The following is a 23,778-nucleotide window of genomic DNA, read 5'->3' as shown; positions in this document are numbered from 1 at the left end:
AAAACATTCTTCATAAAGCAAGGCAATAAAAAAATCTTGCTTACTTGCAAGATCTTAATTTTAACTATTTATAAAATTATTTAACACATCAACTATTTTCTTATAGGTATTTCTATTCAAACTAAAATACTTAGTGTTTTTATCCCTTTCCTCATAGATCAAACCTATTGACTTTAGTTGCTCCAAATGATGGGATATCGTTGAGGTGCTAACCCCAATTTGCTTCGAGAGCTGTTTTCCAAATATCGGTCTATTAGATAGGACCTTTATGATTTCTAATCTCGTTTTGTCACCGATTACCTTCAATATCGTAGCCAGCTCAGCAGAATCCATAGCTTTATCCAATTCCATCACCGGATAAACTAACAACTGAGTTTTTTCATTAAATATTCTCATTGGCTTATGTATAAAATAAAAGCTTGGGACAAATAAAAAATAACTAAAATCATACACCCTTTTAAACTTTTTCCCCATTATTTCTTGTGCAACATTTAATGGCGTTTTCTCCCTTAGTTTAGTAGCGATGTTATTTACCTTTTCAAAATACAAGTCATTATCTATAATGTCATCATTACTTATATATTTATCTATCTTAGTTAAAATAGTGATAAAATCATTTTTAAAGACTTCCGTTTCTTTAAATAAAGTCTTTAGTAAGTTTTTATTTATATTCTCAAAATCCTTATTCTTACTTAGTACTATATCTAGTCTTCCAAAATCATTATAAATGAGTTCGACTTCCTTCTTCGAAAGCTCTCCTCCAAAAAATATATAGATAAAATCTAAAACTTCTATTTCTCTAATCTTAGTAATTATAGCCTTTACGTCGGTCAATTCATCCAAATATAGAGCAAATTCAAAAAGCTCTCTTCCCTTAAGTCTGGAGTCCAATAGCTTTCTTAAAAAAGATTTATCTCTTTCATCCAAGAATCCTATGTTTTGGTTTTCATTGTAATTCTCAACTATACCGTTTAAACAACTTATCAACTCAACAAAATATAATGGTTTATTTAACACCCTTAATTCATAAAAATCACTCATAAAATCACCCTCAAAGTTATTTATTCTATTATACTATGTGATTCGATAAACATCAAATTTGATTTGCAAATAAGGAATAAGAGTATCGAAGTTACTCATTTGTATCACATTTTTCTCCGAAAGTAGCAAAAATCACAAAACCGTCCAAAATTTCTGTTTGAACGGTTTTGCAGTCTAAAAAGGATTTTTGAAATTGATCTCTACACTTAGATAAGCTTTACAACCTATAAGGATGCACTATCTTTTACATTCAATTTTTAAAAGTTTTTCAACTCTTTGATCCTTCTGATAAAGGGTCATAGTGGCTTCACCATATCCTTCTATATTAGTAGGCGCTCCATTAGCAACTTCAAGGATTTTTTGTATTATCTTGTCTCCCACTGAATTGATTCCTTCAACACCTTTCATTATTCCAGTTGCATCAATATCAATGTCTTCATTTATTAGGTCTTCATTTCCACTGACACGAATAACAGGTATAAGAGGATTATTAAATCCAGCTGCACCTGTTGTCCAGACAACCACCTGAGCTCCATAGGATGCATAGTTAATTGCTGAACCACCGCACAACATAGTTGCCTCTGATAAATAGAAGCCTGGTTCCTTTGGTTTATCAATGAAGTCTTTATTAATCTGTAATACATCTATTATTGATTTGCTTCCCATTTTATGCAATGCACCCATGGATTTTTCTTCAAGGGTTGTTAGACCACCAATACTATTTCCGATACTCATTGTCTCAATTTCAGTACCTTCTACACTCCATCTATCTTCTTCATTTTTGATTAGAGATACGATTTTTTCTGCTACATTTTTATTTTTTGCACGCTTAATGAGTACTTCCTCACATCCTAAAAGTTCCATTAGCTCACCACCAATAGCAGTTCCTCCAAGATCAACAAGCTTATCTACCATGTTACCTACACTTGGATTAGATGCGATTCCAGAACTGGTGTCTGAGCCACCACATTTTACGCCTACAATTAGTTTTTCAATAGAAACAGGCTCACGTTCAAATGAATTTGAATACTCAATAAGCTCACTTACCATTTGCTTACCTAACTCAATTGTTTTTTTCGTTCCACCACTTTCGATACAGTCTATACTTAATACTTTCTTACCTGTCTCAGATATTGGATTAGCAATTTGTTCTGGTAAAATACTACCACAACCCATAGCTATAACTAGACATGCTGAAACATTTGGATTTTTGCCTACTTCAATCATTTGATTGAATGTCTCTTCATTACCACCAAGCATACATGTGTAATAATTCGTTAGTAAAATAACATCATCAAAATCCTTAGCTATATGACGCGCTATTCCTTCGCAGCATTCATCTACAGAAATAATCAATACCTTATTCCTGATACCCACTGCGCCACATGGTCTTTTATATCCCATAAATTCCATATCTATACCTCCGCATCTATGTTCATCTGCTTAATGATTTCTTTTTTATAAGCTAAAGGTATATCAACTCTTTGACTCTTTACATTATGCACATGAACTAATCTTCCCTTTTCTATATCCTTAGTACATTCACCTACTGGAACATCGTATTTAATAATCTTTTCTCCATTTTTAATGTCGCGAAGAGCTATTTTATTTCCGAAGGGTATATTTTCTTTAGCTTCTATTGTATATAATTCTTGATTGTCGCTAGACATGACATGTGCTACATCTCCACTTTTTATATCATCTAGAGCAGTGGCTACAATATCCTTCTCTCCCATTAAAATCATTTTTTTTACCATTTGCCCACCTCTTAAATATATTATTGATTAGTATAGAGAGTTCCAAGTAAATCTTAATTTGTACATATCAGAATATCCAATGTTTCTGGGGAGTTTTGATTTGCATAAATTAAAGTTTTGACAGGAATCTCTATATTATAAAGTTTTGTCTTCCGGTAATTTAAACTCTTCAATAATCTCAATTGAATTTTTATTAGAGTAATCTGCAAACATCCATTTTAGCCAGCCATAAAGCATTAAAATCATTATAAAAGTAAGTGGCACGGCTGTAGCAACAGCTGCAGTTTTGATAGTGTTTAGATTTGCTCCAATCATTATCATTGTTAAAGGAACTAATGCAAGCATTACACACCAGAATAGACGATGCATTGGATGTGGTTCTTCATTATTCTTAAGTCCAGGAGTAGCAGTTGATGCCATGGTGAAGGCTGCCCCATCTAAAGTTGTAGCTAGGAAGAATACTGTTACTATAGAGAATAAAATTAAAAGTAGACTTCCACCCGGTAATGATTGTAAAGACATTACAATCGCTTCCTTATCTAATCCCTTTCCAAGCATCTCAACTACAGGTACAACCTTTGAAATTTCTCTCTCCATTGTAAAGCTTCCTAATATACCGAAGAAGAAGAAACAACCACAACTTCCACTTACTAGCGTGTTTATAATAACTGAACGAATTGTACGCCCCTTAGATACTTTAGTAATGAACAATGCAGTAAAAGGTGCATAAGCAATCCAGTAAAGCCAATAGAATATAGTCCATGATTCAGGAAACCCAGAATTACTCACAGGATCAGTAAACAAACTCATACGAACAAAGTTCTCTATCATTAGACCAAAAGAGTTTACAAAGTTTTTCATAATAAATAACGTTGGACCAATTAGTAGTACTAATATGCAGAATATAATTGCAAGCTTAGTGTTCCAGTCGGCAATTTTACTCATTCCTTTTTGAATTCCAATGTATGAACTAAAGGAATAAATTATTGAAATTAAAACTATAAGAATAATGTTCATTGTAAATGTTGGTTCAATACCAATAACACTACAAACTACTTGCGTAACCAAAGGAACTGAAACACCTAATGTTATACTTAATCCACCAAAACAAGTAAAAATAAAGATTATATCAATGATTCTTCCTAAAGGTCCGTTAGCCTTTATCCCAGTCATAGAGCTTACTACTGAACTAAAGCTAAGTCCATTATTTTTTCTAACATAAAAGTGGTATGACACAGGAATAGCCGCAAGAGCATATAGCGCCCATGCACTTACACCCCAATGGAACATACTATAAGTAACACTCATTTCATAGGCAAATGCTGATCCAGGTTCTATTCCAATACCAGGCGTGCCTATATAATACGCCCATTCCATAAATGCCCAATAAACCGTAGCAGAGCCTAGTCCACAGCATATCATCATAGCAACCCATTTAAAGGTTGAAAACTCTGGTTTTTCCATACCTAATCTAATACTTCCGAATTTACTCAAAGCTACACCCACAAGAAGCACTACTCCTAAAAAGGCAAATAACAATACGCCTGAACCAAATATATCCGTAAAGGTACCAAATACTTTACCCGCAACACTTTGTGAATAATCTGGTTGGATGTACATAAAAGCAACAATAGCCAATACTACTGCCATACTAAAGATTATCAATAATTTATCATACTTAACTTTTCTTGCCGAAGTACCGTTCATTAATAATTCTCCTCTCTTCTGTTAAAAATTTCTCCCTTATAAACGATCATATATTTTATCCGAACACTCTATATTTTTCTATAACCTCTTCGTTCAATTCAATTCCTAAACCAGGAGCATTAGGAACTTCTACATACCCATCTTTAAAGGCAATTTTATTCTTAACTAAATCTTTAAAAAGCGGACTTGTGCTTTGCGAATACTCAATTAAGTCAGTAGTTTCACATGCTGCCAAGAAATGTACAGTTGCAGCTATTAAAATACCTGTGCTAAAGCCGTGAGGTACTAGCTTTACACCATATTTCTTAGACAAATCATAGATCCTCATAGATTCTGTTATACCACCACATCTAGTTACATCTGGCTGAACCAAATCAGGTTTACCGAATTCAAGGAACTGTACAAACTCATGAGTAGTTGTTAGTGTTTCTCCTCCTGCAATCATAGGTTTGATTGAACTCCCTAGATTTTTATATCCCATTAAATCATCGGAGCCAATCGGTTCTTCAATCCAATTTAGATTCAAATCCTTTAATCGATCTGCCATATATAAGGTATGTTCTGGTGTTTTCCATTTTGCAGCTAAGTCGATCTGAAGCTCAAAATCTTCGCCTGCTTCTTCTCGAACAGCTTTTATGATTTCATAGTCTGTATCAGGATCATCTCCTAAAATACCGCCGCCAAACTTTAAGCTTGTAAATCCTCTATTTATTAAATCGCTAACAATTTTTTTATTTTCTTCTGGGGTATCAGCAGGTATGAAAGTACCATATGCTCTGATTTTATCTCTGTGTTTCCCACCTAAAAGTTCATATACAGGAACTTTATGATATTTACCGGCAATATCCCAAAGAGCTATGTCAATGGCGCTCATTGCATGTATGCCTGCTCCTCTTCTTCCCAAGTAGTTTGACATCTCATACATCTTGTTCCATAATTTTTCAATTTCTAAAGGATTTTCACCAATTAGAACCTCCTTTAATCCAAAACAAGCAAGATTTGAATTCGGAGTTTCTATAATGCTTTTTACTACTAAAGGAGACGAATCTGTTTCACCAATACCAACGATTCCTTCGTCTGTATGAATTTTTACAATAACTGCATCTTCTCCCCATACACACCTTTTTCCTATTTCTGGAACTCTTAAACAAATTACTTCTACATCTGTTATTTTCATAAACGTTTTCCTCCTATTTGCTCCTAAGGGCCCTTTCTGTCGACATGTAAATATAAAGCAAGTATCGTGCCAACATGCAGGTAAGCAAATTTCTTGTCTAGACAAAAGTATAGGGATTCCAGTCAAAACTGCAATTTATACATATCAAAAAATCCCCAGAATCATTGAATATTTTGATATGTATAAATTAAGATTTACTTGTAACTCTCTATAATTAACCAGATGTGAGTTTATTTGCACTCAGAAATAATTCAATAAATTTTGAAAATTGTCTCGTTTAAGAAATAATGCTGAATATAAAGAGCGAGTGCATTTGAACTCAGTGAGTTTAAATGCACTCGCTTTTTATATATTTTCTATATAACTTCGAGGCCTTTGACTGGCTTATACCTAATCTTTGTGCAAGCTTTCTTGTAGAATTACATTCGCCGTATATTTTTTTAATAATTTGTTTTTCATAATTATCCATAAGCTCATTTAGGGTTTTCCCTTCTTCTATAGAGCAGTTAATTTCTGAATGGTTTGATTTTCCTGTTAGTTCATATAAATGCTTTGGTAAATGCCAAGGTTTTATAACCAATTCCTTTGTTACTACGACCAATCTTTCTATTACATGGGAAAGTTCTCTTACATTTCCTTTCCAAGAATAGTTTAATAAAATCTTTTTTGCCTCTTCAGAAAATCTATAGGTCTTATTATATTTTTGACAATATTTATTCAAGTAAAAATCAGATATCAATAAAATATCATCTTTTCTTTCCCGAAGTGGTGGAATATCTATTTCAAAAACATTTAATCTATAATAGAGGTCTTCTCTAAAGGTTCCCATTTCAACCATCTTTTTAAGATCCTTATTCGTTGCCGCAATAATCCGAACGTTAACTTCTACAGGTTTTATGCTTCCAACAGGATAAAACTTTTTTTCCTGAATAAACTGCAGTAGTTTAGCTTGCATTTTATAAGGGATTTCTGAAATTTCATCTAAAAACAAGGTTCCTTCATGAGCTTCAGCAGCAAGACCCTTTTTTCCTGCTGAATTTGCACCAGTAAAGCTTCCTTTTTCATAACCATACAATTCAGATTCAAATAGGTCTTTGCTAATGGCAGCACAATTGATGTGTACAAAGGAGTTTTCTTTCCTAAGGCTTTTTTCATGAATATATTTTCCTATTAAGGTCTTACCTACTCCCGATTCACCAGTTATAAGGCAAGGGCATTCAAGATCTATAATTTCATTTGCAAGCTCAAATACTTTTTTCATTTCATCACTATTGAAAATTAAATTGTGGTCATATTTTTTTATATTTAGGGGAATAACATCTTCTAATAGGTATAAGCCTTGAGTTTTAATGTAAGGTATATCATCTCTTACACTCATGGCAACGTACTGGACCTCATGATTATCATCAAAGATGGGTATGGCAATAGTTAATATTTTGGCACCAAGCTTTGTTTCTTGTGTTTGTTGAACAGCTTTTTTAGTTTTGTATACATAAGGAAGTACAGAAGTACTCCAGTATTCATCGGCAAAATCATAAAAACTATTACCTATCATTTCTTCTTGAGAAACACCATAATGTCTTTCACATGCTTTGTTGACATAGACAATCTTATAATTATTATCATAAATTATTACTTCGTCATATAGCTCATCGATGATTTTTACAAATTCATCATATCCCAAATTGTTTTTAAAAACCATAACAACCTCCTTACTTATTCATTTTAGAATATCATTTGCGAAGGGAATTGTCATTTGAAATTTTACACAACTTTTGAGCAAATCTAGATATCAATATTATTATTTCTACTCTTCATTCTCATTATTATTTAAAAAATCAAATTTATCAAATTCATCTATTTGAGGTATATCATCTAAACTTTTGAATCCAAAACTCTTTAAAAATGTATCGGTTGTACCATAAACATTTGGCCTACCGGTTTTTTCTAGCTTTCCTGTTATCTGAATTAATTCCCTATCAATTAATGTACTAATAGGCTTGTCGCATTTTACGCCCCTAATTATTTCTATTTCATGCTTTGTTATAGGTTGTTTGTAGGCAATAATGGCCAAAACCTCTAGAGTAGGTCCTGAAAGTCCTCTGCTCTTTGAAGTAATACAAAGTTTCTCAATAAATCGATGATTTTCAAGTCTCGTTGCCAGCTGAAAGGAGTTATTCACTTCAACTACCTTTATACCCCTATGCTGCTCTTCAAGTTCATCGTTTAACTCATTTATATACTTTCTAACCTTGTCCTTGGGTATCTCCAAAGCTTTAGATATTTCTTTGATATTTAAAGGTTCACCCCAAACAAACAAAATAGATTCTATTGCCGATTTTATCTCTTTATCATCCATAGTTTAAACATTTGCCCCCTTAACTAGCCGCATATATTACAATGTCATCAAATATTTTGTCTTGCTTTATACTTATAATCTTCAATTTTAGTAACTCAAGTACTGCTAAAAATGTAACTACTATTTCCAATCTACAACACTGTGAACTAAACAAATCTATAAACTGAATATTCTTCTTCTTTTCTAAGTTGCCCTTTAACAGGGATATTTTATCTTCAACCGTATAAACATCCCTCTTAAGTTCTTTGAAAAAGTGCTTCCTATTCATGTCCAGCTTTTCAGCTTTTTGCATTATCCTTTTAACTGCTTTTACTAGGAGTTCTTCTTCTAAATCTAACTCAACTTTTACATCAACATCCTTTTCTATGAAATCCTCTAAATGCTCTTGGGACTTAAAATAGAACTTCCCATATTCGTCTTCTCTTTCCTTAAGAAATTCTGCTATGTTCTTATATTTCTTATATTCTATTAGTTTTAAAACTAAGTCTCTTCTTGGATCTAGACCCTGTACATCAAATTCTAATTGCTCTTCAGCTTGATTTGGAAGGAGCAGTTTAGATTTTATCTCAAGTAGCGTTGCTGCCATTACTAAAAATTCACTTGCTACCTCCATGTCTAAGTCCTTCAACTGCTTTATATACTCCAGATATTGCTCAGTTATATCCGAAATCGGTATATTGTATATGTCAATCTCATTTTTTTCTATCAAATGAAATAATAAGTCAAATGGTCCTTCAAAAGCTTCGAGTTTTATTTCGTAATCCATAAATACACCCTCAATAAGTTAAATTTTAAAATAAATAATTATATGTAGCCAACGGTATTACTTGAATATCTACAGTTTCTATTCTATATTTAGGACATGTACTCCTCTTATTAATTTTAATTGTCATTGAAATAATTGTAAAGTCTCATTTTTTTACTGGTAACATAGTAATAGAGCCTGAGATTATTATATCATAGGCTCTACATATTCTGTCTAATATTTACTTCGAAATACTCTTTAATATTTTTCCAAATGTATTAAAGATCGATGCTCTTTTGCATTCATTCTCAGTAACTAAATCAACTTTTCCTAGGTTTTCTCCCTTAGAGTTAGTTACTAATATTTCTCCAACTTTATCACCTTTTTTAAAGGGTGCTTTTACCGATTCAGGTATTATTATCTCTTTCTTAACGTCACCTTCTCCACCTTTTCTAACTAATACCTTTAGTTCTTCCTTAGCAACTATATTAATTTTATCTAACTTACCCTTTTCAACCCTTATTTCGTCAAAAACTTCATCCTTTTTAGAGATTTGTACGGAGTTATATGTAGAGAAGCCATAATCTAGCAGTTTTCTTGCTTCAGCAAATCTAATTTTTGATGTAGGAGATCCTAGCACAACAGCAACAAGTGTAAAGTTATTTCTTTTAGCCGATGCTGATAGACAGAATTTTGCTTCCTGAGTAAAGCCTGTCTTAAGCCCATTAGCACCTGGATAAAATCTAATTAGCTTATTTGTATTTGTTAGTTCTAGAGTAGCCCTTCCTTTTTTACCCACCTTCATCGATGACATCCATATAGTTAACCACTCATGTATCTTTGGATGCTTTAATAACTCCCTCGACATCAGAGAAATATCATATGCAGATGTGTAATGACCTTCCTGAGGCAACCCATTAGTATTCATAAACTGAGTATTTTTCATACCAAGCTCTGATGCCCTTTGGTTCATTTTTTTCACGAAAAGTTCTTGAGACCCAGCAATATGCTCAGCTAAAGCAACACAGGCGTCATTGGCAGATGCTATTGCTACTCCCTTTATTAGCTGTTCTACAGATCTTTGTTCCCCTGGTTCAAGGTAAAGTTGGCTCCCTCCCATACTTGAAGCATGCTCACTTATAGTAACTTTATCTTCCAAGGTAATTTGTTTTCTTTCGATTGCTTCCATAGTTAATAGCATGGTCATTATCTTAGTTACACTGGCAGGAGGCAGTTTTTGGTGACTATTATTTTCATATAATACTTTTCCTGACCCCGCATCTATCAAAATTGCAGACTTTGCATTCACGTCAAATTCATTTGCACTAGAGTAAGTAAAAGAGCTAATAAATAATAAAGCTACTGCAATCAAATAACAGATTTTTTTCTTATGAGACTTCTTTTTCATCTCCATTCCTCCTAACGTTTTGTTAGTCTTATGGTTTCCATTGAAATAAGTGCTTATTCATTAGAAAAAAATCTGATTACTAAAATTTTTATTTCCTAAAAGAGAATTAAAAAAAGACCGTAAAAATTTACAGTCTTTCTAGTTAATCCAATCTATAGATTTACTTCTTTCAATATACCTTTAACCAACTTAATAAACTTTGGTCTAGTTCTATTTGCAACTTCAACTACAGCTGAATGCTCTAAAGGCTCAAGCTCATCTGCAATAGCCATATCAGTTACACAGGATATACCTAATATCTTTAAATCAGAATGTCTAGCAACGATTACCTCAGGAACAGTGGACATTCCTACTGTATCTGCTCCTAATCGTCTTAACATTCTAAGCTCAGCAGCGCTCATGTAGTTAGGACCACTTATGGCAAGATACACACCTTTTTCTGTTTTTATCTCAAGTTTATCTCCTACTTTTTTACCTAACTCTATTAGTTCTTTGTTATAGGCTGTAGACATATCAGGGAATCTAGTTCCAAGCTCTTTGTCATTAGGACCTATTAAAGGATTTGCTCCAGTGAAGTTAATATGATCTTCTATGAACATAAGGGCTCCTGGATAAAGTTCAGGATTCATACCTCCACATGCGTTTGTTACAAGTAACATTTTAACCCCTAGTTCCTTCATAACCCTTACTGGGAATGTTACTTCCTGCATTGTATAACCTTCGTAAAAGTGAAATCTACCCTGCATTGCTATAACTTTCTTGCCTTCAAGTGTACCAATAACTAATTGCCCTTCATGGCCCTCTACCGTTGAAACAGGGAAGTTTGGAATTTCTTCATACTTAACTATTGTTTTGTCCTCTATTTCATTAGCAAGACTACCAAGTCCAGATCCTAAAATTAAGCCTATTTCCGGATTAACCGCTATCTTACCTTTGATAAATGAGGATGCCTCGTTAATTTTTTTTCTCATATCCTTCATATGTATATCCCCTTTTTATATATTTTTAACAACCATCTTCACTAGATTAATAAACTTTTCTCTAACCATAGCTGCTGTTTCTACAACCTCTTCATGGCACAATGGTTGATCTAGTATGCCTGCCGCCATATTAGTTATACATGAAATACCTAGTACCTTTATCTGACTATGGGCTGCAACAGTAACCTCAGGTACCGTTGACATACCAACAGCATCTCCTCCTAGGAATCTAATCATTTTGATTTCAGCTGGAGTCTCATAAGAAGGACCCGTCATAAGAGTATATACTCCTTTTCTTAACTCAATATTACTTTCCTCAGCTATCTTCATAACCTTTTCTATTAGCTCTCTATCATATGCCCTAGATGTATCCGGAAATCTAGGACCCAACTCATCGTAGTTTTTACCCATTAGAGGATTATCAAAGGCAAAGTTAATATGATCTTCAATAATCATCAAATCTCCGGGTTTAAATTCTTCATTTACTCCACCGGCTGCATTGGTAACAATAAGTGTCTCCACTCCTAGCTTTTTCATCACTCTAACTGGGAAGGTAACATCCTTCATTGAATAACCTTCGTAATAGTGGAATCTACCTTGCATAGCAATAACTTTTTTACCATTTAATGTTCCTATTACAAACCTACCTGCATGACCTTCAACAGTCGATACAGGAAAATTAGGAATTTCCCCGTAAGAAATATATGACGGCTCTTCGATCTCATCAGCCAATATTCCTAGGCCTGATCCTAAGATCAGACCTATTTCTGGCTTAAAATCAATTTTGCCTTTTAAGAAAGCGTAGGTTTCTTCTATTTTATTTAACATGTTTTCCATAATACAGCCCCCTATTTAAGTATCAAATCTTTAAAGCTAGTTCCAATCTTTGGTTTTTGAACATCTAATACATCAGCAATCGTTGCTGCGATATCAGCAAAGGTTTCTCTAGTGCCTAAGTTTACTCCAGCCTTCACATTTTTTCCATATGCAACTATAGGTATATATTCACGAGTATGATCTGTTCCTTTATATGTTGGGTCATTACCATGGTCAGCTACAAATATTATCATATCAGTATCCTTCATGCTATCTAAAACCTCAGGTATTCTTGCATCTAACTCTTCTAGGGCCTCTTTATATCCCTTAGGGTCTCTTCTATGACCAAACTTAGCGTCGAAATCAACTAAGTTTGTAAATATAATTCCCTTTGTATCAGTCTTTAGATACTCTATTGTTTTATCTACTCCATCCATGTTGCTCTTAGTATGAACTTCCTTTGTTATTCCTTGTCCATTAAAGATATCTTCTATCTTCCCTACTGCCATTACATCGTATCCAGCTTCAGAAGTAAAGTCTAGTATTGTCTTTTCAAATGGATCAAGAGAATAATCTCTTCTATTTGGTGTACGGGTAAAGTTTCCTACTTCACCTACGAAGGGTCTTGCTATAACTCTGGCAACTTGATCTTCTCCCATTAGAATTTTCCTTGCAATACTACACATTTTGTAAAGTTCATCTAAAGGTATTACTTCCTCATGGGCTGCTATTTGGAAAACACTGTCTGCAGAAGTGTAGACAATAGGACTTCCAGTCTTCATGTGTTCTTCACCAAGCTCCTTGATTATTTCTGTTCCTGAGGCAGGCTTGTTTCCTAAGGCCTTTCTACCCGTAAGCTCTTCAAACTTAGCCATTATGTGCTCAGGAAAACCATCGGGATAGGTCTTAAATGGCTCCTCTATATGTAGTCCAGCCATTTCCCAGTGTCCAGTGGTTGTATCCTTTCCATTAGAAATCTCCTTTGATTTTCCAAAGGATCCCATAGGTTCTTCTGTACTTTCTATGCCTTCTATTCCGTCAATATTTCCAAGTCCCAGTTTTACTAAATTGGGTAAGCTAATGCCTCCCATTTCCTTTGAAATATTACCTAATGTGTTTACACCAACATCTCCAAATTTTTCTGAGTCCGGAAGCGCCCCTATTCCAACACTATCCATTACAAAAATAGTCACTCTATTAATCATGTTACTCCTCCTTTTCTTTGCAATATAATCTTTTATAAAGATTCAAGTAAAACAATTAAGTTATACTATATAAAATCTATATGTATAGATATAGTTTGAGGTTAAGAATGAGAATTTAGTCAGATCTTTTAGAATTAATATTTTAACGTCTCTTCTCATATGTAACCGGTAACATACAAGTCCATAAAAATAGGATTTTTAGTCCTATTTAAATAATACCCACCGTAATTCACCTCTAACCATCTATAGATAAACAGCGTTAATATTTAAAATAGATTTTAGATATCTACACTAAATATTAATTTAAATATTTTTAAATGTCAACAATCTAACAAGAGCCCTTTTAGGCTCTTGGATGAGATTTATTATAAACATCCTTGATTTTATTCTTAGTTAATTGCATGTATATTTGTGTAGTAGATATATCTGAATGTCCAAGCATTTCTTGAACAGATTTTAAATCGGCTCCATTTTGAATAAGGTGTGTAGCAAAAGAATGTCTGAGTGTATGAGGAGTTATTTTCTTATCTATATTAGCTTCCTTAGTATACCTCTTTATTATTTTCCAAAACCCCTGTCTAGTTAACCTTTTCCCATAGTAGTTAACAAATAAGGCCTTCTCTTCTTCTTTAATTAGGTTCTCTCTATATTCAGATGAATATTTAAGTATAGCCTTCTTAGCCATAGAACCTATCGGAATAACTCTTTCTTTATCATTATTTCCTCTACATTTTATGAAATCCAAATCTAAGTTTAAGTCATCTACATCTAGCCTTACAAGTTCTGATACTCTAATACCAGTTGCATATAACAACTCAAGCATTGCTTTATCTCTTGAACCCATTGTACTGTTTCCGTCGGGTTGATTTATTAAACTTTCTACTTCACTTAAAGTTAGAACACATGGTAATTTCTTTTCTGATTTAGGAGATTCTAAGTTTAATGTAGGATCATTTTCCACAATTCCATTATTTAACAGATATTGATATAAGGCTCTTATAGAAGCCAAGTTTCTTGAAATAGTGGAAGTAGCACGTCCCTTTTTTTGAAGATAAAGCAGATATGTTATAATGGTTGTCTTATTAACGTCTAGATAGGATGGCCTATTCTTCTCAAGAAGAAAATCACCAAATTGTCTTAAATCTCTACCATAAGATTCTAGAGTATTTTTAGAGAGTTTTTTCTCATCTTGCAGGTACATAACAAAATCTTTGACAATTTTATTCATTTCAATAACTCCTTTATTTCTCTTTTGCTCCAGCCGTACATTAGATAATTATTCAACATTCATGTTAAAAAATCCTTTATTTTTTTGAAAGTTGAAAATACGATAATAGGTCTCAAGTATATTCTTAAGTTAATAAAAGATTTCATTGATGTACGTCTTTACATAAATGAAGATATATATTTGATAAAAAATGGTGATATATATGCTTCTATCAAACACCCAACGGCTATAAAAACATGTACTATGGCAATGACAGTACTATATAAAAAGAATTGATTAAGTAAGCTGTATTGGCCGCTTTTCCTCGATCTGCTCTTTATGAGCATTAACGAAAACCCGATACCTAGAGCTCCAACAAAAATAGTTCCTGGAACTATTAAGATATTTTGCGGTAGGACTGAAACAAGAGAAAATGCAATTCCTTTTAATCCCATTTGTTTAACAAAAAAACCTACTGTAAATCCTATTATAAAACCTCTCAGTGCAATTAGCAATAAAATAAGAGGAATACCAATAACTGTTACCCCTAGTATCCATATTATTATACCAGTTTGAAAGTTGTTTAACAGTGATTGTTTTAAGATCGAAAAATTATTTATGGCTTCAGTATCGACCATTCTAAAAAAGTTTTGCATGTAAACAACAAGATCCTTGTTTTCAGTCTCTGTAAGGGCTTTAGACATAAAAGCACCCGATGAAATACCAATCATAAAGAACAATACCACAAAGAAATATATCATTAGGTTTCCTTGAAAATGCTTAGTTATTGTATCATTAATTCTTCTAATCAAAAAAATCCCCCCATTTTTTGTACATGCTATTAAATAGTATGCTTTCAATGGGGATTATATGTCTAAAAAAGTGATAAGATTGTTTTCAGCTTAAAAAACTAAATATAACTTAAATGCTTCTATTTCTCTTTTTCAAGATAGTTTTTTATGTATAACAAAGCTGTGATCGTTTTAGCATCCTTAATTCGTCCCTCATCAATCATTTGGGTTAACTCCCCAATTGAATACTTCTCAATTTCAATATATTCGTCCTCATCGGGCTGAGGGTTATCCTTAATAAGATTTCTAGCTAGAAATATACTTATAGCTTCGTTGCTAAATCCTGGTGAAGTGAAAATTTCAAACAAATATTTTATATCTTCACTCTTATATCCAGTCTCCTCTAAAAGTTCTCTACTTGCACATTCTAATGGTTCTTCCCCTATTTCCAATTTACCAGCTGGAACTTCTAAAAGATATTCTTCAACAGATTTTCTATATTGTTTTACCATAATAATCTCATTTTCATCAGTTATAGGAACTACAGCTACAGCTCCTGGGTGTTCAACTATTTCTCTTTTAGAATATTTTTGATCAGGCAATTCAACCGTATCAATTCTCAGATTTATTATTTTACCTTGATAGATCTTGTCAGATTTTATAGTTTGTTCAACATTTTTCATAATAACTCCCCTTTTACCAAGTTTTGATTTTTAAACCCTGATTTTCCATGACTAATCCGGGTTGAACTATATTTACTGCTTTGGGGTATATACCTAAAGTTTATGCTACGTATCAAAAAATAATACTATGGGCAATTTTTGCATTTACTCCGACGGATAAAAAAAAGGCTTCATCGTCTTTTAAAGTTCTCCCCATAGTTTCCATAACAAAATCTGATTTTTTCAATACATCTATTATATCATTAAATCCCATAAATAACACGTCATGTTTTTTATCAATACCATATCTAGATATTTGCCTTCTTATACAGCTTTCTTTATCATCATCAAATGCAGGAATTCCAACGTATGCTCTGGTTTTTGATATGAGATTCAATACAGTAATAGTATGGTGACTGATTCCAAAATGCCTCTCTCTTTTATCATTAAAGCTTATTCTTGGTACACAAATAGGAGATCCATTCAAATCATTTACTGCATCGATAATCTTTCCTTGCTCGGTGCCAGTAAATCCATATTTTGTTCCAGTTCCTACTATACCTGGTCCCATGGCAACTATACATATATCACATTTTAATATATCCTTTGCAGTAATTAAACCATTATATATATTCACACATTCAAAATCACCTCCAAATGCGTGACCCACAGTTATACTGCCGTCTATATATCCTCTTTTCTTTAAAAAGTGAACATTCTTGCTAAAATCAATAGGTAGTGCTGCCCCATCGGTCATTATGTACCCGATACGAAGATTACTATTTATGCTTTTTAAAATAATGGCCAGTGGAGCTAGCATACTATGTAGGCCACATACCAGTACGGGCATCTTTTCAAGAGACTTGAATTTATTGAAAACTTCATGGTACTTACTTGACTGTTCTTCCATGGAATTCACCTTTATCTGCATAGGAGTATATCTCAGCTTCATTATGTGTCCATAGCCACTGCTCTTTTTTTCAGTATTGCTTAGATCAGCCACCACAAAATGATATCCCCCTGTACCAAGTTTTAAGTCCTTTGCCGTTGTATTTAAAATAACCTCATTTCCCTTCTCCAAACCATCGGTGAATGTCTTATAAGCTATTGCTTTTTCAGAGTCATTCCCTATTCTAACAAAGAGCTCAACAACATTCCCTCTACACTCAATAATTTCTTCAATTATTCCAGTTTTTAAGTTTAACATTATCTAAATTTAACCCCTTCCCAATTCATCTAAAAAACTCAATAATCTATTCTCTCTTATTAAGACTGAAATGGATCGCTTTTCCGAGTATAAATTAGCTATAATCAAGAAAATAGCTACTACAATTTTGATTTCTATAGATAAACCCGTTGCAACAATCCCTAAGATTATTCCTAGTGAGTTTGCTCCAATATCGCCCAACATTGATTTTCCCTTTATATCTTGAGGCAAATATGCCAATGCAGCTCCAATAAAGCTAAGAAGAATTGTTTTAAAAACATTATTTACAAAAGGAGTTATTGATACACTAACGATAAGAAATCCCTTCAATGCCCGACCTGGTCTTAAATCCAATAGATTTATAAAGTTCGTAAACAAAGCAATTACTAAAACGTTAATTGTAAAGTCACTAATACCCTTTGAGACAATTGTGCTTATTAGTATTGCGATAACCCCTCCAAAAACTGCCTTTAACCCTCCTGTAGTCAGTTTAAGACTACACAGCATCTTTATATGACCTCTGAATCCCTTTACATCATTATCTCCTATAAAATCATCTATTAGGCCAATAAATCCCATAGCAAGTATTCCTAATATAAAAACCATAATTAGCAAATAGTTCGATTGTTTTTCTAGCCCAAATAGAAACAATGATACCAATAATATATTAAAAACAAATATTATTCCCATACTACAGGGAATAAACTCTCCCTTATAGTTTGGTTTCACAAATCCAGAACTTGTATATAGATTCTCTACCAAAGGTATAGTTAATCTATGAAAAAGGTATGATAAAATCAATATTATGCACCTTACAACCATTATCTAAACCCCTTTAAAATTAGTGTCCAAAGTATTTGATAAAACTGTTTCCCCCTATGAATAAATCCATTCAAATCTCTACCAGTCTCTCTATGTCCCATGCTTACTTCAATTTCCTTAATACTATAACCTGATTTTAAAATATCTATTGTCATACCTACTTCTACACCATACCTCGATGGCATTTTTTTAAAGTTTCTTAGAACCTCTGTCCTAAAAGCTCTTTGACCAGAAAGGCCAGAGTCTATATTCTGCCTAGTATAAAACTCAATTCCCTTTTTTGCTAATAGCTTCACAAGTCCAAATCCGCCTTTTTTCTTCGACTGTAAAAACTTTGCTATTGAAACATCACAGTCCCCTTGTATAACTGGTTCAATCAATCTATCTATATCATTATGAGAAGCATCTAAATCTCCATCTAAAAAGATTATTATCTCATTTTCATCAATCATCCTATCCAAACCATATTTTAGGGCATATCCCTTTCCCATATTTTTATCGAGTTTTATAACCTTTGCACCGGCGTTACTAGCTTTAACAGCAGTACTGTCCTGTGATCCGTCATCAACAACAATCACTTCTCTTATATATCTAGAATTTTTGATGGTCTCTATGGTTTTTTCAATCCTATCTTCCTCATTATAAACTGGAACTAATGCACTAATCTCTATAGGCAATCCTACACCTCCTATGGTCTTTATTCAAAAACAAAAAAATCTTTAGGAAGCAGCCCTTCAGCCGTTTCCTTCTCTCCAAAATGACCTTTTTTCCCCTTTAGAATCATCAACATAGCTATTTGACCAACCTTGGTCTCACTATTGTCTACAGTCGGTATATCTAGTTCTTTGTAGAAAGGCATACTTGATACAGAAATATCAGACCTTTCAATTCCCATAACTGGAATATTGTTCTCTTTGATTAAGTTGATAAATTCCCTTCTGAGGGCTTTATAATACTTGTTTCTGATTTTATAGCCATTATCAATAATAATTACATAGTCAATCGTTGAGTTTATATCACCTTTATACTCCAAAAAATCCATTTGCTTTAGGTAGAAGGGTAGTAAAGATCTATCCTCCATTACTAATCTAGAGAAGACTTTTTCAATATTACCTTGGTATATCTCACCTTTCTTCAATTCACCTATTTCATAAATACCTTTAAAGTTCCTTCTTATTGTATCTATGCTGATTTCACTATCCTTTGGTACTTTAACCTCTGGTGACTTCTTTACACCTATATTATCTAAGGTATCCTTTAGATCTAAATAATCCTCATCTGTAAACATGTTTATAATCATAATGTTTGACTCCGCTAAGCTCTCATCAGCCAATTCATTATATATTGTATCTATAACCTCACTATTTCTATTATTTTGTTCCTTGTAGTCCTTTAACTCCTCAATTAGCTCATAGTTCTTTTGTCTAAAACCATCAAATTCCTCTTCTATCTGTGAGACCAGCACCTTCTGTTGCTCTATAAATAAATTTTGACCATCAATTATTGCCCCAATAAAAACTCCTACACCTAGGGATAGAAATATAGCAATAATTGTTATTATAAAATGTTTAGTATTGATTACCATAATATCTCCTTCAATTCATAAATAGTTTAAATCTAATTTGTAATAACTTTATTAAATGCTTACTGAGTGGTGAAAACAGAGCAATTATTATTATTGGTATTAAGGAAGACATGAATACGCTAAACAAATGTATCGGTTTAATTCTTTCCTTATATAATTTATTAACACCCTTTGCATCAATTAATTTGGATCCAATCTTTAGTCTTACTAAAAAAGTGCTAGACATTCCCTTTCTACCCTTTTCCAAGAAATCTATCATATTTGTATGGGTTCCCACAGCAACTATTACATCTGCACCCTTTTCATAAGCCAATAACATTGCTACATCCTCGCTTGTTCCAGGCGATGGAAATATTTTATACTTCAATCCTTGTTTCTCTACCCTTTCAACCCCTGGCGCCCTGCCATTGCTATAGGCGTGTACTATAATTTCTTTGCACAATTTTAGACACTCATCCGAAACACTGTCCATATCTCCAATAACAATATGAGGAGTATATCCAAATTCTAAAAGAGCATCTCCTCCACCGTCTACGCCAATTAATACCGGTTTTACTTCTTCAATATACGTTCTTATTGCAAGTAGGTCCTTTTTATAGTCTTTCCCCCTTACAACTACTAAAACGTGTCTGCTTTCAATGTCAATATCTACACTAGGTATCTCAATTTTATCTAAAATAAGGCTTTTTTCATTCTTAGCATACTCTAAGGTATTTTCAATAAAATCCTCAAGTACTATTTCTAAATTATCCTTTGCCTCTTCTGTTTTCTTGTTAATTATTTCTCTAGTAATGATTGTTCCCTTACCAATATATGTATTATCCCCATAGACCTCATCATCAAGAATCTTGATCTTGCTGTTATCTTCAATTAAATCAAAAGCCTTCTCTTCATCCATATCTATGATGGTTATTCCAGCTTCAGAGAGTATGGCTGGTCCACCATTTGGATACCTTCCACTTATTGATTGTTTTGTGTTTATAATGGCTTTAGGTTTTTTTTCGACTAAGGACAATGCAGCAATTTCATCAATATCCTTATGTCTTATGACTGCTATCTCTCCAGAACCTAACCGCTTTACCAAGTTTTTAGTTTTTCTATCCTTCTTAGCAATAGATTCAATAACCATAGTACCTCCGTATATGTAGCCCATAATATTCCTTAATATTATTTCCATAATCGGTAGTATTTTATAACACATAAGAAATTATAAACATATTAAAGCTATGGATAAATATAATTTCCGTTATGTGTATAGAACTCATATAGCAGAACTTGATTTATACATATCAAAATACTCGATGTTTCTAGGAGGTTTTGATGTGTATAAATTAATAATTCTACTTGAATCTCTATACAGACAAAGTATACCTTTAGAATCTTTATAAAAGACTTTGTTCTAAATATTTTCTTTTTCATAGGTAAGTATGGGCATTTAAGGCGTTGAATATACCATTTTTTCTATATAATGGGAATTAGAGTGTTTTTAAATACTCTTTATTGACAAATTTCCACTATTTCCTCAAAAATATTGAAATATAATGTAGGATTTTTACTATTGCCTCGGAAATGGGAAATTATATTTCTCAGGCTATTGACAAACCCGAATTTCTTCGTTGTTGCTTAAACCAAGAACCCTTACGCGTGTCTATATACGCCGCGGTCTCTTAGTTTAAGCACGCCTCGAACTTCAGCCTTCTCAAAAGCCTACAATCTTGTCAACTTCGTTAACAATCTGGGAAATTATATTTCTCTCCAATCTTAATTCCATATGAACTTAAAGAAAAAGAGCACTAGGATTTCACAAGAACCCTATTGCCCTCTATTTGTTTGTTAAATAACTATTGAGATAACTTATTTTTATATAGTATTATTTATTCTAATGTAAAAATTCATGGGTTATAGTATAAAATAATATTAAATAGTCAGAATATTTATAACTTTTAAATTTTTAGGGAGGGTTATTAATGTTATCGGAAAATAATATTAATGTTTGTGAAGAGCATAAGCTTGTAAATAGTAAGGATATTCTATACTGGATGGATAATACACATATTTTTTATTATTCTTGTGAGAACTGTACGAAATGTAATAATTGCAAAAAGGTTATAGAAATTAACTAATAGAATTGATTAAAACATAATTTTCGGAACTTTATCTTTAGCCTAAAACTCCCTTTCTCAGCAGGGAGTTTTTTTCATACTGAAGTTTATTCTTAAACTTGAACTTTGAAATCTTTAACTTCTATTTCTTATTTAACTTTTCCACCTTTAAGACAATATCCCTAGCTGTTTCTAATCCTTTTCTATACCAATATTGATTTTCCTTTATTGTTTTTCCATCTTTCTCTTTTTCATTTATTCTACCTATTGAGAAATTCAGTTCATCCAGGATTATTTTCGTTTCTTTGCTCATTATTTACTCCCCCCATCTATAATTATTATATATTTTTTCAAGTTTTGATATTAGTTCTTTTTGAACTCTTATGTTTAATTTCTGCACCAATCCAGACAATAATCGGCAAAACCACCTGAAATATAAAAGCATAATAGGGCCATATTTCAAATGCCCATTCTGACATCTCTATTAAACTCTCATAAATAAAATGGGCTAGATTGACCGTCAATAGCGCAATAGGAATTGCAATAAATTTGTAGTCACTACACCCAAAGGTTTTTACAACTCCTTTGCAAGCTCCCAGTAAGCATATATACACCTTCACAAAGCCTGCTCCCAAAAATGAAATTGCTACTATTATTTCTGATCTTTGCACAAAATCTCCGATATTTGCTCTGCTAACCGTTATATGTGATGGAAAATATACTGAAGTAAATTGTGTTTCTCCTAGAACTAAAATTTCCGTAAGTGTTGCTATAAATAAAATGGTTCCACCCAACACCATACCCCATGTATATATTGTATATGGAGATTTCTTATTGCTTAGAGATGAAAATACCATGCAGAACAAAATGGTTTCAGCAAATGGAAAAGAGAAAACTGAAAAGGAACCCAGCAAAATGGGTTTTAGTCCTTTTCCGAATATAGGTTTTATATTATTTAAATTCATATCCGGAATTAATAGCAATACTGAAATAATCACAAAAAAGATAAGTACAACTATAACCAACTCGCTCCATCTACAAAGCATTCCAACTCCAGCTTTAATTCCAATAGCACATAGTAATGCTATAAATATCATAAGAATGATTTCCGGGGTCTCAGGTATTGATACATCATTTATGAATTCACCAAAGTTTCTAATAACTAAGGCACCCAAGTGAAAGGCAAACCAAGTGAAGACTAGGCCTATAAATCTCCCGAATATTTTACCAAAAACATATTCAAGTATATCAAGTAAATCCCTGTTTGGATAAAGTGATAGAATTCTAGCATATATCATTAATATTGGATATGAAAAAAGCATAGCAATAATTATAGCTATCCACGAGTCCTTTCCTGCTTCGCTTCCAGTACCTATTATTAAACTGCTCCCCATTATGAATAGAGTTATTAATACTATTCCTTGCTTGTCTGTAATTATGTCATTATTCATACTCTTCTCCTCTAAGGATCTTCCATTGTCTCCTTTACTAAGCTTATATATAGGTTATAGTTTAACCAAATTTTAGTTATAATAATCTCTAATGGTCTCAGTACATTTATGCAAACCTTTTTATAAAAATGCAGTTAACATCATTTGCAAATGATGGTATAATGAACTTGTTTAGATAAGTATATATATGGAATATTAAACCTAGGAGATGATTAGAATGGCTTTAGAAGATGTAAGAAAGTATTTTGAAGAGAAAAATTTAAACTTTGAGATATTTGAAATGGATGAAAGTACTGCAACTGTTGATCTAGCTGCTAAGGCCCACGGGGTAGAGCCAGCTCTTATTGCAAAAACTATTGCAGTACAACTAAAGGATAGGAATATTCTTATCGTTACAAAGGGAGATGCTAGAATAGATAATAGAAAGTATAAGGATACTTTTAAAACAAAATGTAAAATGCTTAAATATGATGAGGTATCAGAAATAACTGGTCATCCAGTAGGTGGAGTATGTCCCTTTGGCTTAAAAACTCCTTTGGAAGTATACTTAGATGCCTCACTCAAGGACTTCGAGTTTGTCTATCCAGCAGCTGGATCAACCAACTCATCTATTAAAATCTCACCCGATGAACTTAAAGATATTACCCACGGTCAATGGATAGATGTATGTAAATAGATGTCGAATCTTGCAAAAAGAAATTTAGGCATCGATTAGAGAATAGCTTAATAGTTTTATGACCCTTCTAATTGATGCCT

24 protein-coding genes are annotated in these 23,778 nt (G+C 32.8%); 2 read left to right on the top strand and 22 right to left on the bottom strand.

Features of this window, described 5'->3' with window-relative positions:
* Nucleotides 1-60: 60 nt before the first annotated feature.
* The 20 genes from R9X47_RS01010 to steA all read right to left on the bottom strand — a co-directional run bounded on the left by R9X47_RS01010 (nucleotide 61) and on the right by steA (nucleotide 20,598).
* Nucleotides 61-1,041, bottom strand: coding sequence for an ArsR/SmtB family transcription factor (locus R9X47_RS01010; RefSeq protein ID WP_432664819.1), 981 nt, complete (start codon nucleotides 1,039-1,041; stop codon nucleotides 61-63).
* 237 nt (nucleotides 1,042-1,278) lie between these two features.
* Nucleotides 1,279-2,454, bottom strand: a complete 1,176-nt coding sequence (locus tag R9X47_RS01005) for a UxaA family hydrolase (protein ID WP_432664818.1) — start codon at nucleotides 2,452-2,454, stop codon at nucleotides 1,279-1,281.
* Between the two features lie 2 nt (nucleotides 2,455-2,456).
* Complete coding sequence (locus tag R9X47_RS01000) at nucleotides 2,457-2,798, bottom strand: UxaA family hydrolase (RefSeq protein ID WP_432664817.1); 342 nt, start codon at nucleotides 2,796-2,798, stop codon at nucleotides 2,457-2,459.
* Nucleotides 2,799-2,933: 135 nt separating this feature from the next.
* Nucleotides 2,934-4,505, bottom strand: a complete 1,572-nt coding sequence (locus R9X47_RS00995; RefSeq protein ID WP_432664816.1) for a BCCT family transporter — start codon at nucleotides 4,503-4,505, stop codon at nucleotides 2,934-2,936.
* 55 nt (nucleotides 4,506-4,560) lie between these two features.
* Nucleotides 4,561-5,682 carry a mandelate racemase/muconate lactonizing enzyme family protein gene (locus R9X47_RS00990; protein ID WP_432664815.1) on the bottom strand — a complete coding sequence of 374 codons (1,122 nt, stop codon included), beginning with the start codon at nucleotides 5,680-5,682 and terminating at the stop codon, nucleotides 4,561-4,563.
* Between the two features lie 328 nt (nucleotides 5,683-6,010).
* Nucleotides 6,011-7,384: a sigma-54 interaction domain-containing protein gene (locus tag R9X47_RS00985; protein ID WP_432664814.1), complete on the bottom strand. Its 1,374-nt coding sequence runs from the start codon at nucleotides 7,382-7,384 to the stop codon at nucleotides 6,011-6,013.
* Between the two features lie 105 nt (nucleotides 7,385-7,489).
* Entirely contained in the window at nucleotides 7,490-8,041 is a 552-nt protein-coding gene (scpB, locus tag R9X47_RS00980; RefSeq protein WP_432664813.1) for an SMC-Scp complex subunit ScpB, read from the bottom strand.
* Between the two features lie 19 nt (nucleotides 8,042-8,060).
* On the bottom strand, nucleotides 8,061-8,807 hold the full coding sequence (locus R9X47_RS00975) for a segregation and condensation protein A (protein WP_432664812.1): 747 nt from the start codon (nucleotides 8,805-8,807) through the stop codon (nucleotides 8,061-8,063).
* 220 nt (nucleotides 8,808-9,027) lie between these two features.
* Entirely contained in the window at nucleotides 9,028-10,194 is a 1,167-nt protein-coding gene (locus R9X47_RS00970) for a D-alanyl-D-alanine carboxypeptidase family protein (protein WP_432664811.1), read from the bottom strand.
* A gap of 152 nt (nucleotides 10,195-10,346) precedes the next feature.
* Nucleotides 10,347-11,174 carry a purine-nucleoside phosphorylase gene (locus R9X47_RS00965; RefSeq protein ID WP_432664810.1) on the bottom strand — a complete coding sequence of 276 codons (828 nt, stop codon included), beginning with the start codon at nucleotides 11,172-11,174 and terminating at the stop codon, nucleotides 10,347-10,349.
* Nucleotides 11,175-11,189: 15 nt separating this feature from the next.
* On the bottom strand, nucleotides 11,190-12,011 hold the full coding sequence (locus R9X47_RS00960; protein WP_432664809.1) for a purine-nucleoside phosphorylase: 822 nt from the start codon (nucleotides 12,009-12,011) through the stop codon (nucleotides 11,190-11,192).
* Between the two features lie 11 nt (nucleotides 12,012-12,022).
* A complete protein-coding gene (locus tag R9X47_RS00955) occupies nucleotides 12,023-13,195 on the bottom strand; it encodes a phosphopentomutase (protein ID WP_432664808.1) in 1,173 nt (390 codons plus the stop codon).
* A 343-nt stretch (nucleotides 13,196-13,538) separates the two neighbouring features.
* On the bottom strand, nucleotides 13,539-14,423 hold the full coding sequence (gene xerD / locus R9X47_RS00950) for a site-specific tyrosine recombinase XerD (protein ID WP_432664807.1): 885 nt from the start codon (nucleotides 14,421-14,423) through the stop codon (nucleotides 13,539-13,541).
* Nucleotides 14,424-14,581: 158 nt separating this feature from the next.
* The gene (gene spoIIM, locus R9X47_RS00945; RefSeq protein WP_432664806.1) at nucleotides 14,582-15,214 is read right to left on the bottom strand and encodes a stage II sporulation protein M; all 633 of its coding nucleotides are present in this window, start codon (nucleotides 15,212-15,214) and stop codon (nucleotides 14,582-14,584) included.
* A 119-nt stretch (nucleotides 15,215-15,333) separates the two neighbouring features.
* Nucleotides 15,334-15,876, bottom strand: a complete 543-nt coding sequence (locus tag R9X47_RS00940) for an NUDIX hydrolase (protein ID WP_432664805.1) — start codon at nucleotides 15,874-15,876, stop codon at nucleotides 15,334-15,336.
* 112 nt (nucleotides 15,877-15,988) lie between these two features.
* Nucleotides 15,989-17,062: a DUF3866 family protein gene (locus tag R9X47_RS00935; RefSeq protein WP_432664804.1), complete on the bottom strand. Its 1,074-nt coding sequence runs from the start codon at nucleotides 17,060-17,062 to the stop codon at nucleotides 15,989-15,991.
* Between the two features lie 9 nt (nucleotides 17,063-17,071).
* The gene (locus tag R9X47_RS00930) at nucleotides 17,072-17,884 is read right to left on the bottom strand and encodes a hypothetical protein (RefSeq protein ID WP_432664803.1); all 813 of its coding nucleotides are present in this window, start codon (nucleotides 17,882-17,884) and stop codon (nucleotides 17,072-17,074) included.
* Nucleotides 17,884-18,561: a glycosyltransferase family 2 protein gene (locus R9X47_RS00925; protein WP_432664802.1), complete on the bottom strand. Its 678-nt coding sequence runs from the start codon at nucleotides 18,559-18,561 to the stop codon at nucleotides 17,884-17,886. Before R9X47_RS00925 ends, R9X47_RS00930 begins: the two co-directional genes overlap by 1 nt.
* A 20-nt stretch (nucleotides 18,562-18,581) precedes the next feature.
* Nucleotides 18,582-19,469: a copper transporter gene (locus R9X47_RS00920; RefSeq protein ID WP_432664801.1), complete on the bottom strand. Its 888-nt coding sequence runs from the start codon at nucleotides 19,467-19,469 to the stop codon at nucleotides 18,582-18,584.
* Between the two features lie 10 nt (nucleotides 19,470-19,479).
* On the bottom strand, nucleotides 19,480-20,598 hold the full coding sequence (gene steA, locus R9X47_RS00915) for a putative cytokinetic ring protein SteA (protein WP_432664800.1): 1,119 nt from the start codon (nucleotides 20,596-20,598) through the stop codon (nucleotides 19,480-19,482).
* An 838-nt stretch (nucleotides 20,599-21,436) separates the two neighbouring features.
* Between steA and R9X47_RS00910 the strand changes: the two genes are divergently transcribed.
* Nucleotides 21,437-21,592 carry a hypothetical protein gene (locus tag R9X47_RS00910; RefSeq protein ID WP_432664799.1) on the top strand — a complete coding sequence of 52 codons (156 nt, stop codon included), beginning with the start codon at nucleotides 21,437-21,439 and terminating at the stop codon, nucleotides 21,590-21,592.
* A 121-nt stretch (nucleotides 21,593-21,713) separates the two neighbouring features.
* Here R9X47_RS00910 and R9X47_RS00905 read toward each other — a convergent pair whose 3' ends face one another.
* Together R9X47_RS00905 and R9X47_RS00900 are read right to left on the bottom strand one after the other, a co-directional pair.
* On the bottom strand, nucleotides 21,714-21,884 hold the full coding sequence (locus R9X47_RS00905) for a hypothetical protein (protein WP_432664798.1): 171 nt from the start codon (nucleotides 21,882-21,884) through the stop codon (nucleotides 21,714-21,716).
* 37 nt (nucleotides 21,885-21,921) lie between these two features.
* A complete protein-coding gene (locus R9X47_RS00900) occupies nucleotides 21,922-23,022 on the bottom strand; it encodes a GerAB/ArcD/ProY family transporter (RefSeq protein WP_432664797.1) in 1,101 nt (366 codons plus the stop codon).
* A 217-nt stretch (nucleotides 23,023-23,239) separates the two neighbouring features.
* Here R9X47_RS00900 and R9X47_RS00895 point away from each other — a divergent pair, with 217 nt between their 5' ends.
* Nucleotides 23,240-23,698 carry a YbaK/EbsC family protein gene (locus R9X47_RS00895; protein ID WP_432664796.1) on the top strand — a complete coding sequence of 153 codons (459 nt, stop codon included), beginning with the start codon at nucleotides 23,240-23,242 and terminating at the stop codon, nucleotides 23,696-23,698.
* Nucleotides 23,699-23,778 lie beyond the last annotated feature (80 nt).

This window comes from Wukongibacter baidiensis (assembly GCF_050888315.1).
In the GTDB taxonomy this organism is placed as follows: Bacteria; Bacillota; Clostridia; order Peptostreptococcales; family Caminicellaceae; genus Wukongibacter; species Wukongibacter baidiensis.
This window is presented reverse-complemented; position numbering and strand designations above follow the sequence as displayed.

What these genes read in the sequence shown, in the direction of transcription:
- R9X47_RS01010 (WP_432664819.1), bottom strand. Translation starts at nt 1,041, where the DNA reads ATGAGTGATTTTTATGAATTAAGGGTGTTAAATAAACCATTATATTTT.
- R9X47_RS01005 (WP_432664818.1), bottom strand. Translation starts at nt 2,454, where the DNA reads ATGGAATTTATGGGATATAAAAGACCATGTGGCGCAGTGGGTATCAGG.
- R9X47_RS01000 (WP_432664817.1), bottom strand. Translation starts at nt 2,798, where the DNA reads ATGGTAAAAAAAATGATTTTAATGGGAGAGAAGGATATTGTAGCCACT.
- R9X47_RS00995 (WP_432664816.1), bottom strand. Translation starts at nt 4,505, where the DNA reads ATGAACGGTACTTCGGCAAGAAAAGTTAAGTATGATAAATTATTGATA.
- R9X47_RS00990 (WP_432664815.1), bottom strand. Translation starts at nt 5,682, where the DNA reads ATGAAAATAACAGATGTAGAAGTAATTTGTTTAAGAGTTCCAGAAATA.
- R9X47_RS00985 (WP_432664814.1), bottom strand. Translation starts at nt 7,384, where the DNA reads ATGGTTTTTAAAAACAATTTGGGATATGATGAATTTGTAAAAATCATC.
- scpB (WP_432664813.1), bottom strand. Translation starts at nt 8,041, where the DNA reads ATGGATGATAAAGAGATAAAATCGGCAATAGAATCTATTTTGTTTGTT.
- R9X47_RS00975 (WP_432664812.1), bottom strand. Translation starts at nt 8,807, where the DNA reads ATGGATTACGAAATAAAACTCGAAGCTTTTGAAGGACCATTTGACTTA.
- R9X47_RS00970 (WP_432664811.1), bottom strand. Translation starts at nt 10,194, where the DNA reads ATGAAAAAGAAGTCTCATAAGAAAAAAATCTGTTATTTGATTGCAGTA.
- R9X47_RS00965 (WP_432664810.1), bottom strand. Translation starts at nt 11,174, where the DNA reads ATGAAGGATATGAGAAAAAAAATTAACGAGGCATCCTCATTTATCAAA.
- R9X47_RS00960 (WP_432664809.1), bottom strand. Translation starts at nt 12,011, where the DNA reads ATGGAAAACATGTTAAATAAAATAGAAGAAACCTACGCTTTCTTAAAA.
- R9X47_RS00955 (WP_432664808.1), bottom strand. Translation starts at nt 13,195, where the DNA reads ATGATTAATAGAGTGACTATTTTTGTAATGGATAGTGTTGGAATAGGG.
- xerD (WP_432664807.1), bottom strand. Translation starts at nt 14,423, where the DNA reads ATGAATAAAATTGTCAAAGATTTTGTTATGTACCTGCAAGATGAGAAA.
- R9X47_RS00940 (WP_432664805.1), bottom strand. Translation starts at nt 15,876, where the DNA reads ATGAAAAATGTTGAACAAACTATAAAATCTGACAAGATCTATCAAGGT.
- R9X47_RS00935 (WP_432664804.1), bottom strand. Translation starts at nt 17,062, where the DNA reads ATGTTAAACTTAAAAACTGGAATAATTGAAGAAATTATTGAGTGTAGA.
- R9X47_RS00930 (WP_432664803.1), bottom strand. Translation starts at nt 17,884, where the DNA reads ATGGTTGTAAGGTGCATAATATTGATTTTATCATACCTTTTTCATAGA.
- R9X47_RS00920 (WP_432664801.1), bottom strand. Translation starts at nt 19,469, where the DNA reads ATGGTAATCAATACTAAACATTTTATAATAACAATTATTGCTATATTT.
- steA (WP_432664800.1), bottom strand. Translation starts at nt 20,598, where the DNA reads ATGGTTATTGAATCTATTGCTAAGAAGGATAGAAAAACTAAAAACTTG.
- R9X47_RS00910 (WP_432664799.1), top strand. Translation starts at nt 21,437, where the DNA reads ATGTTATCGGAAAATAATATTAATGTTTGTGAAGAGCATAAGCTTGTA.
- R9X47_RS00905 (WP_432664798.1), bottom strand. Translation starts at nt 21,884, where the DNA reads ATGAGCAAAGAAACGAAAATAATCCTGGATGAACTGAATTTCTCAATA.
- R9X47_RS00900 (WP_432664797.1), bottom strand. Translation starts at nt 23,022, where the DNA reads ATGAATAATGACATAATTACAGACAAGCAAGGAATAGTATTAATAACT.
- R9X47_RS00895 (WP_432664796.1), top strand. Translation starts at nt 23,240, where the DNA reads ATGGCTTTAGAAGATGTAAGAAAGTATTTTGAAGAGAAAAATTTAAAC.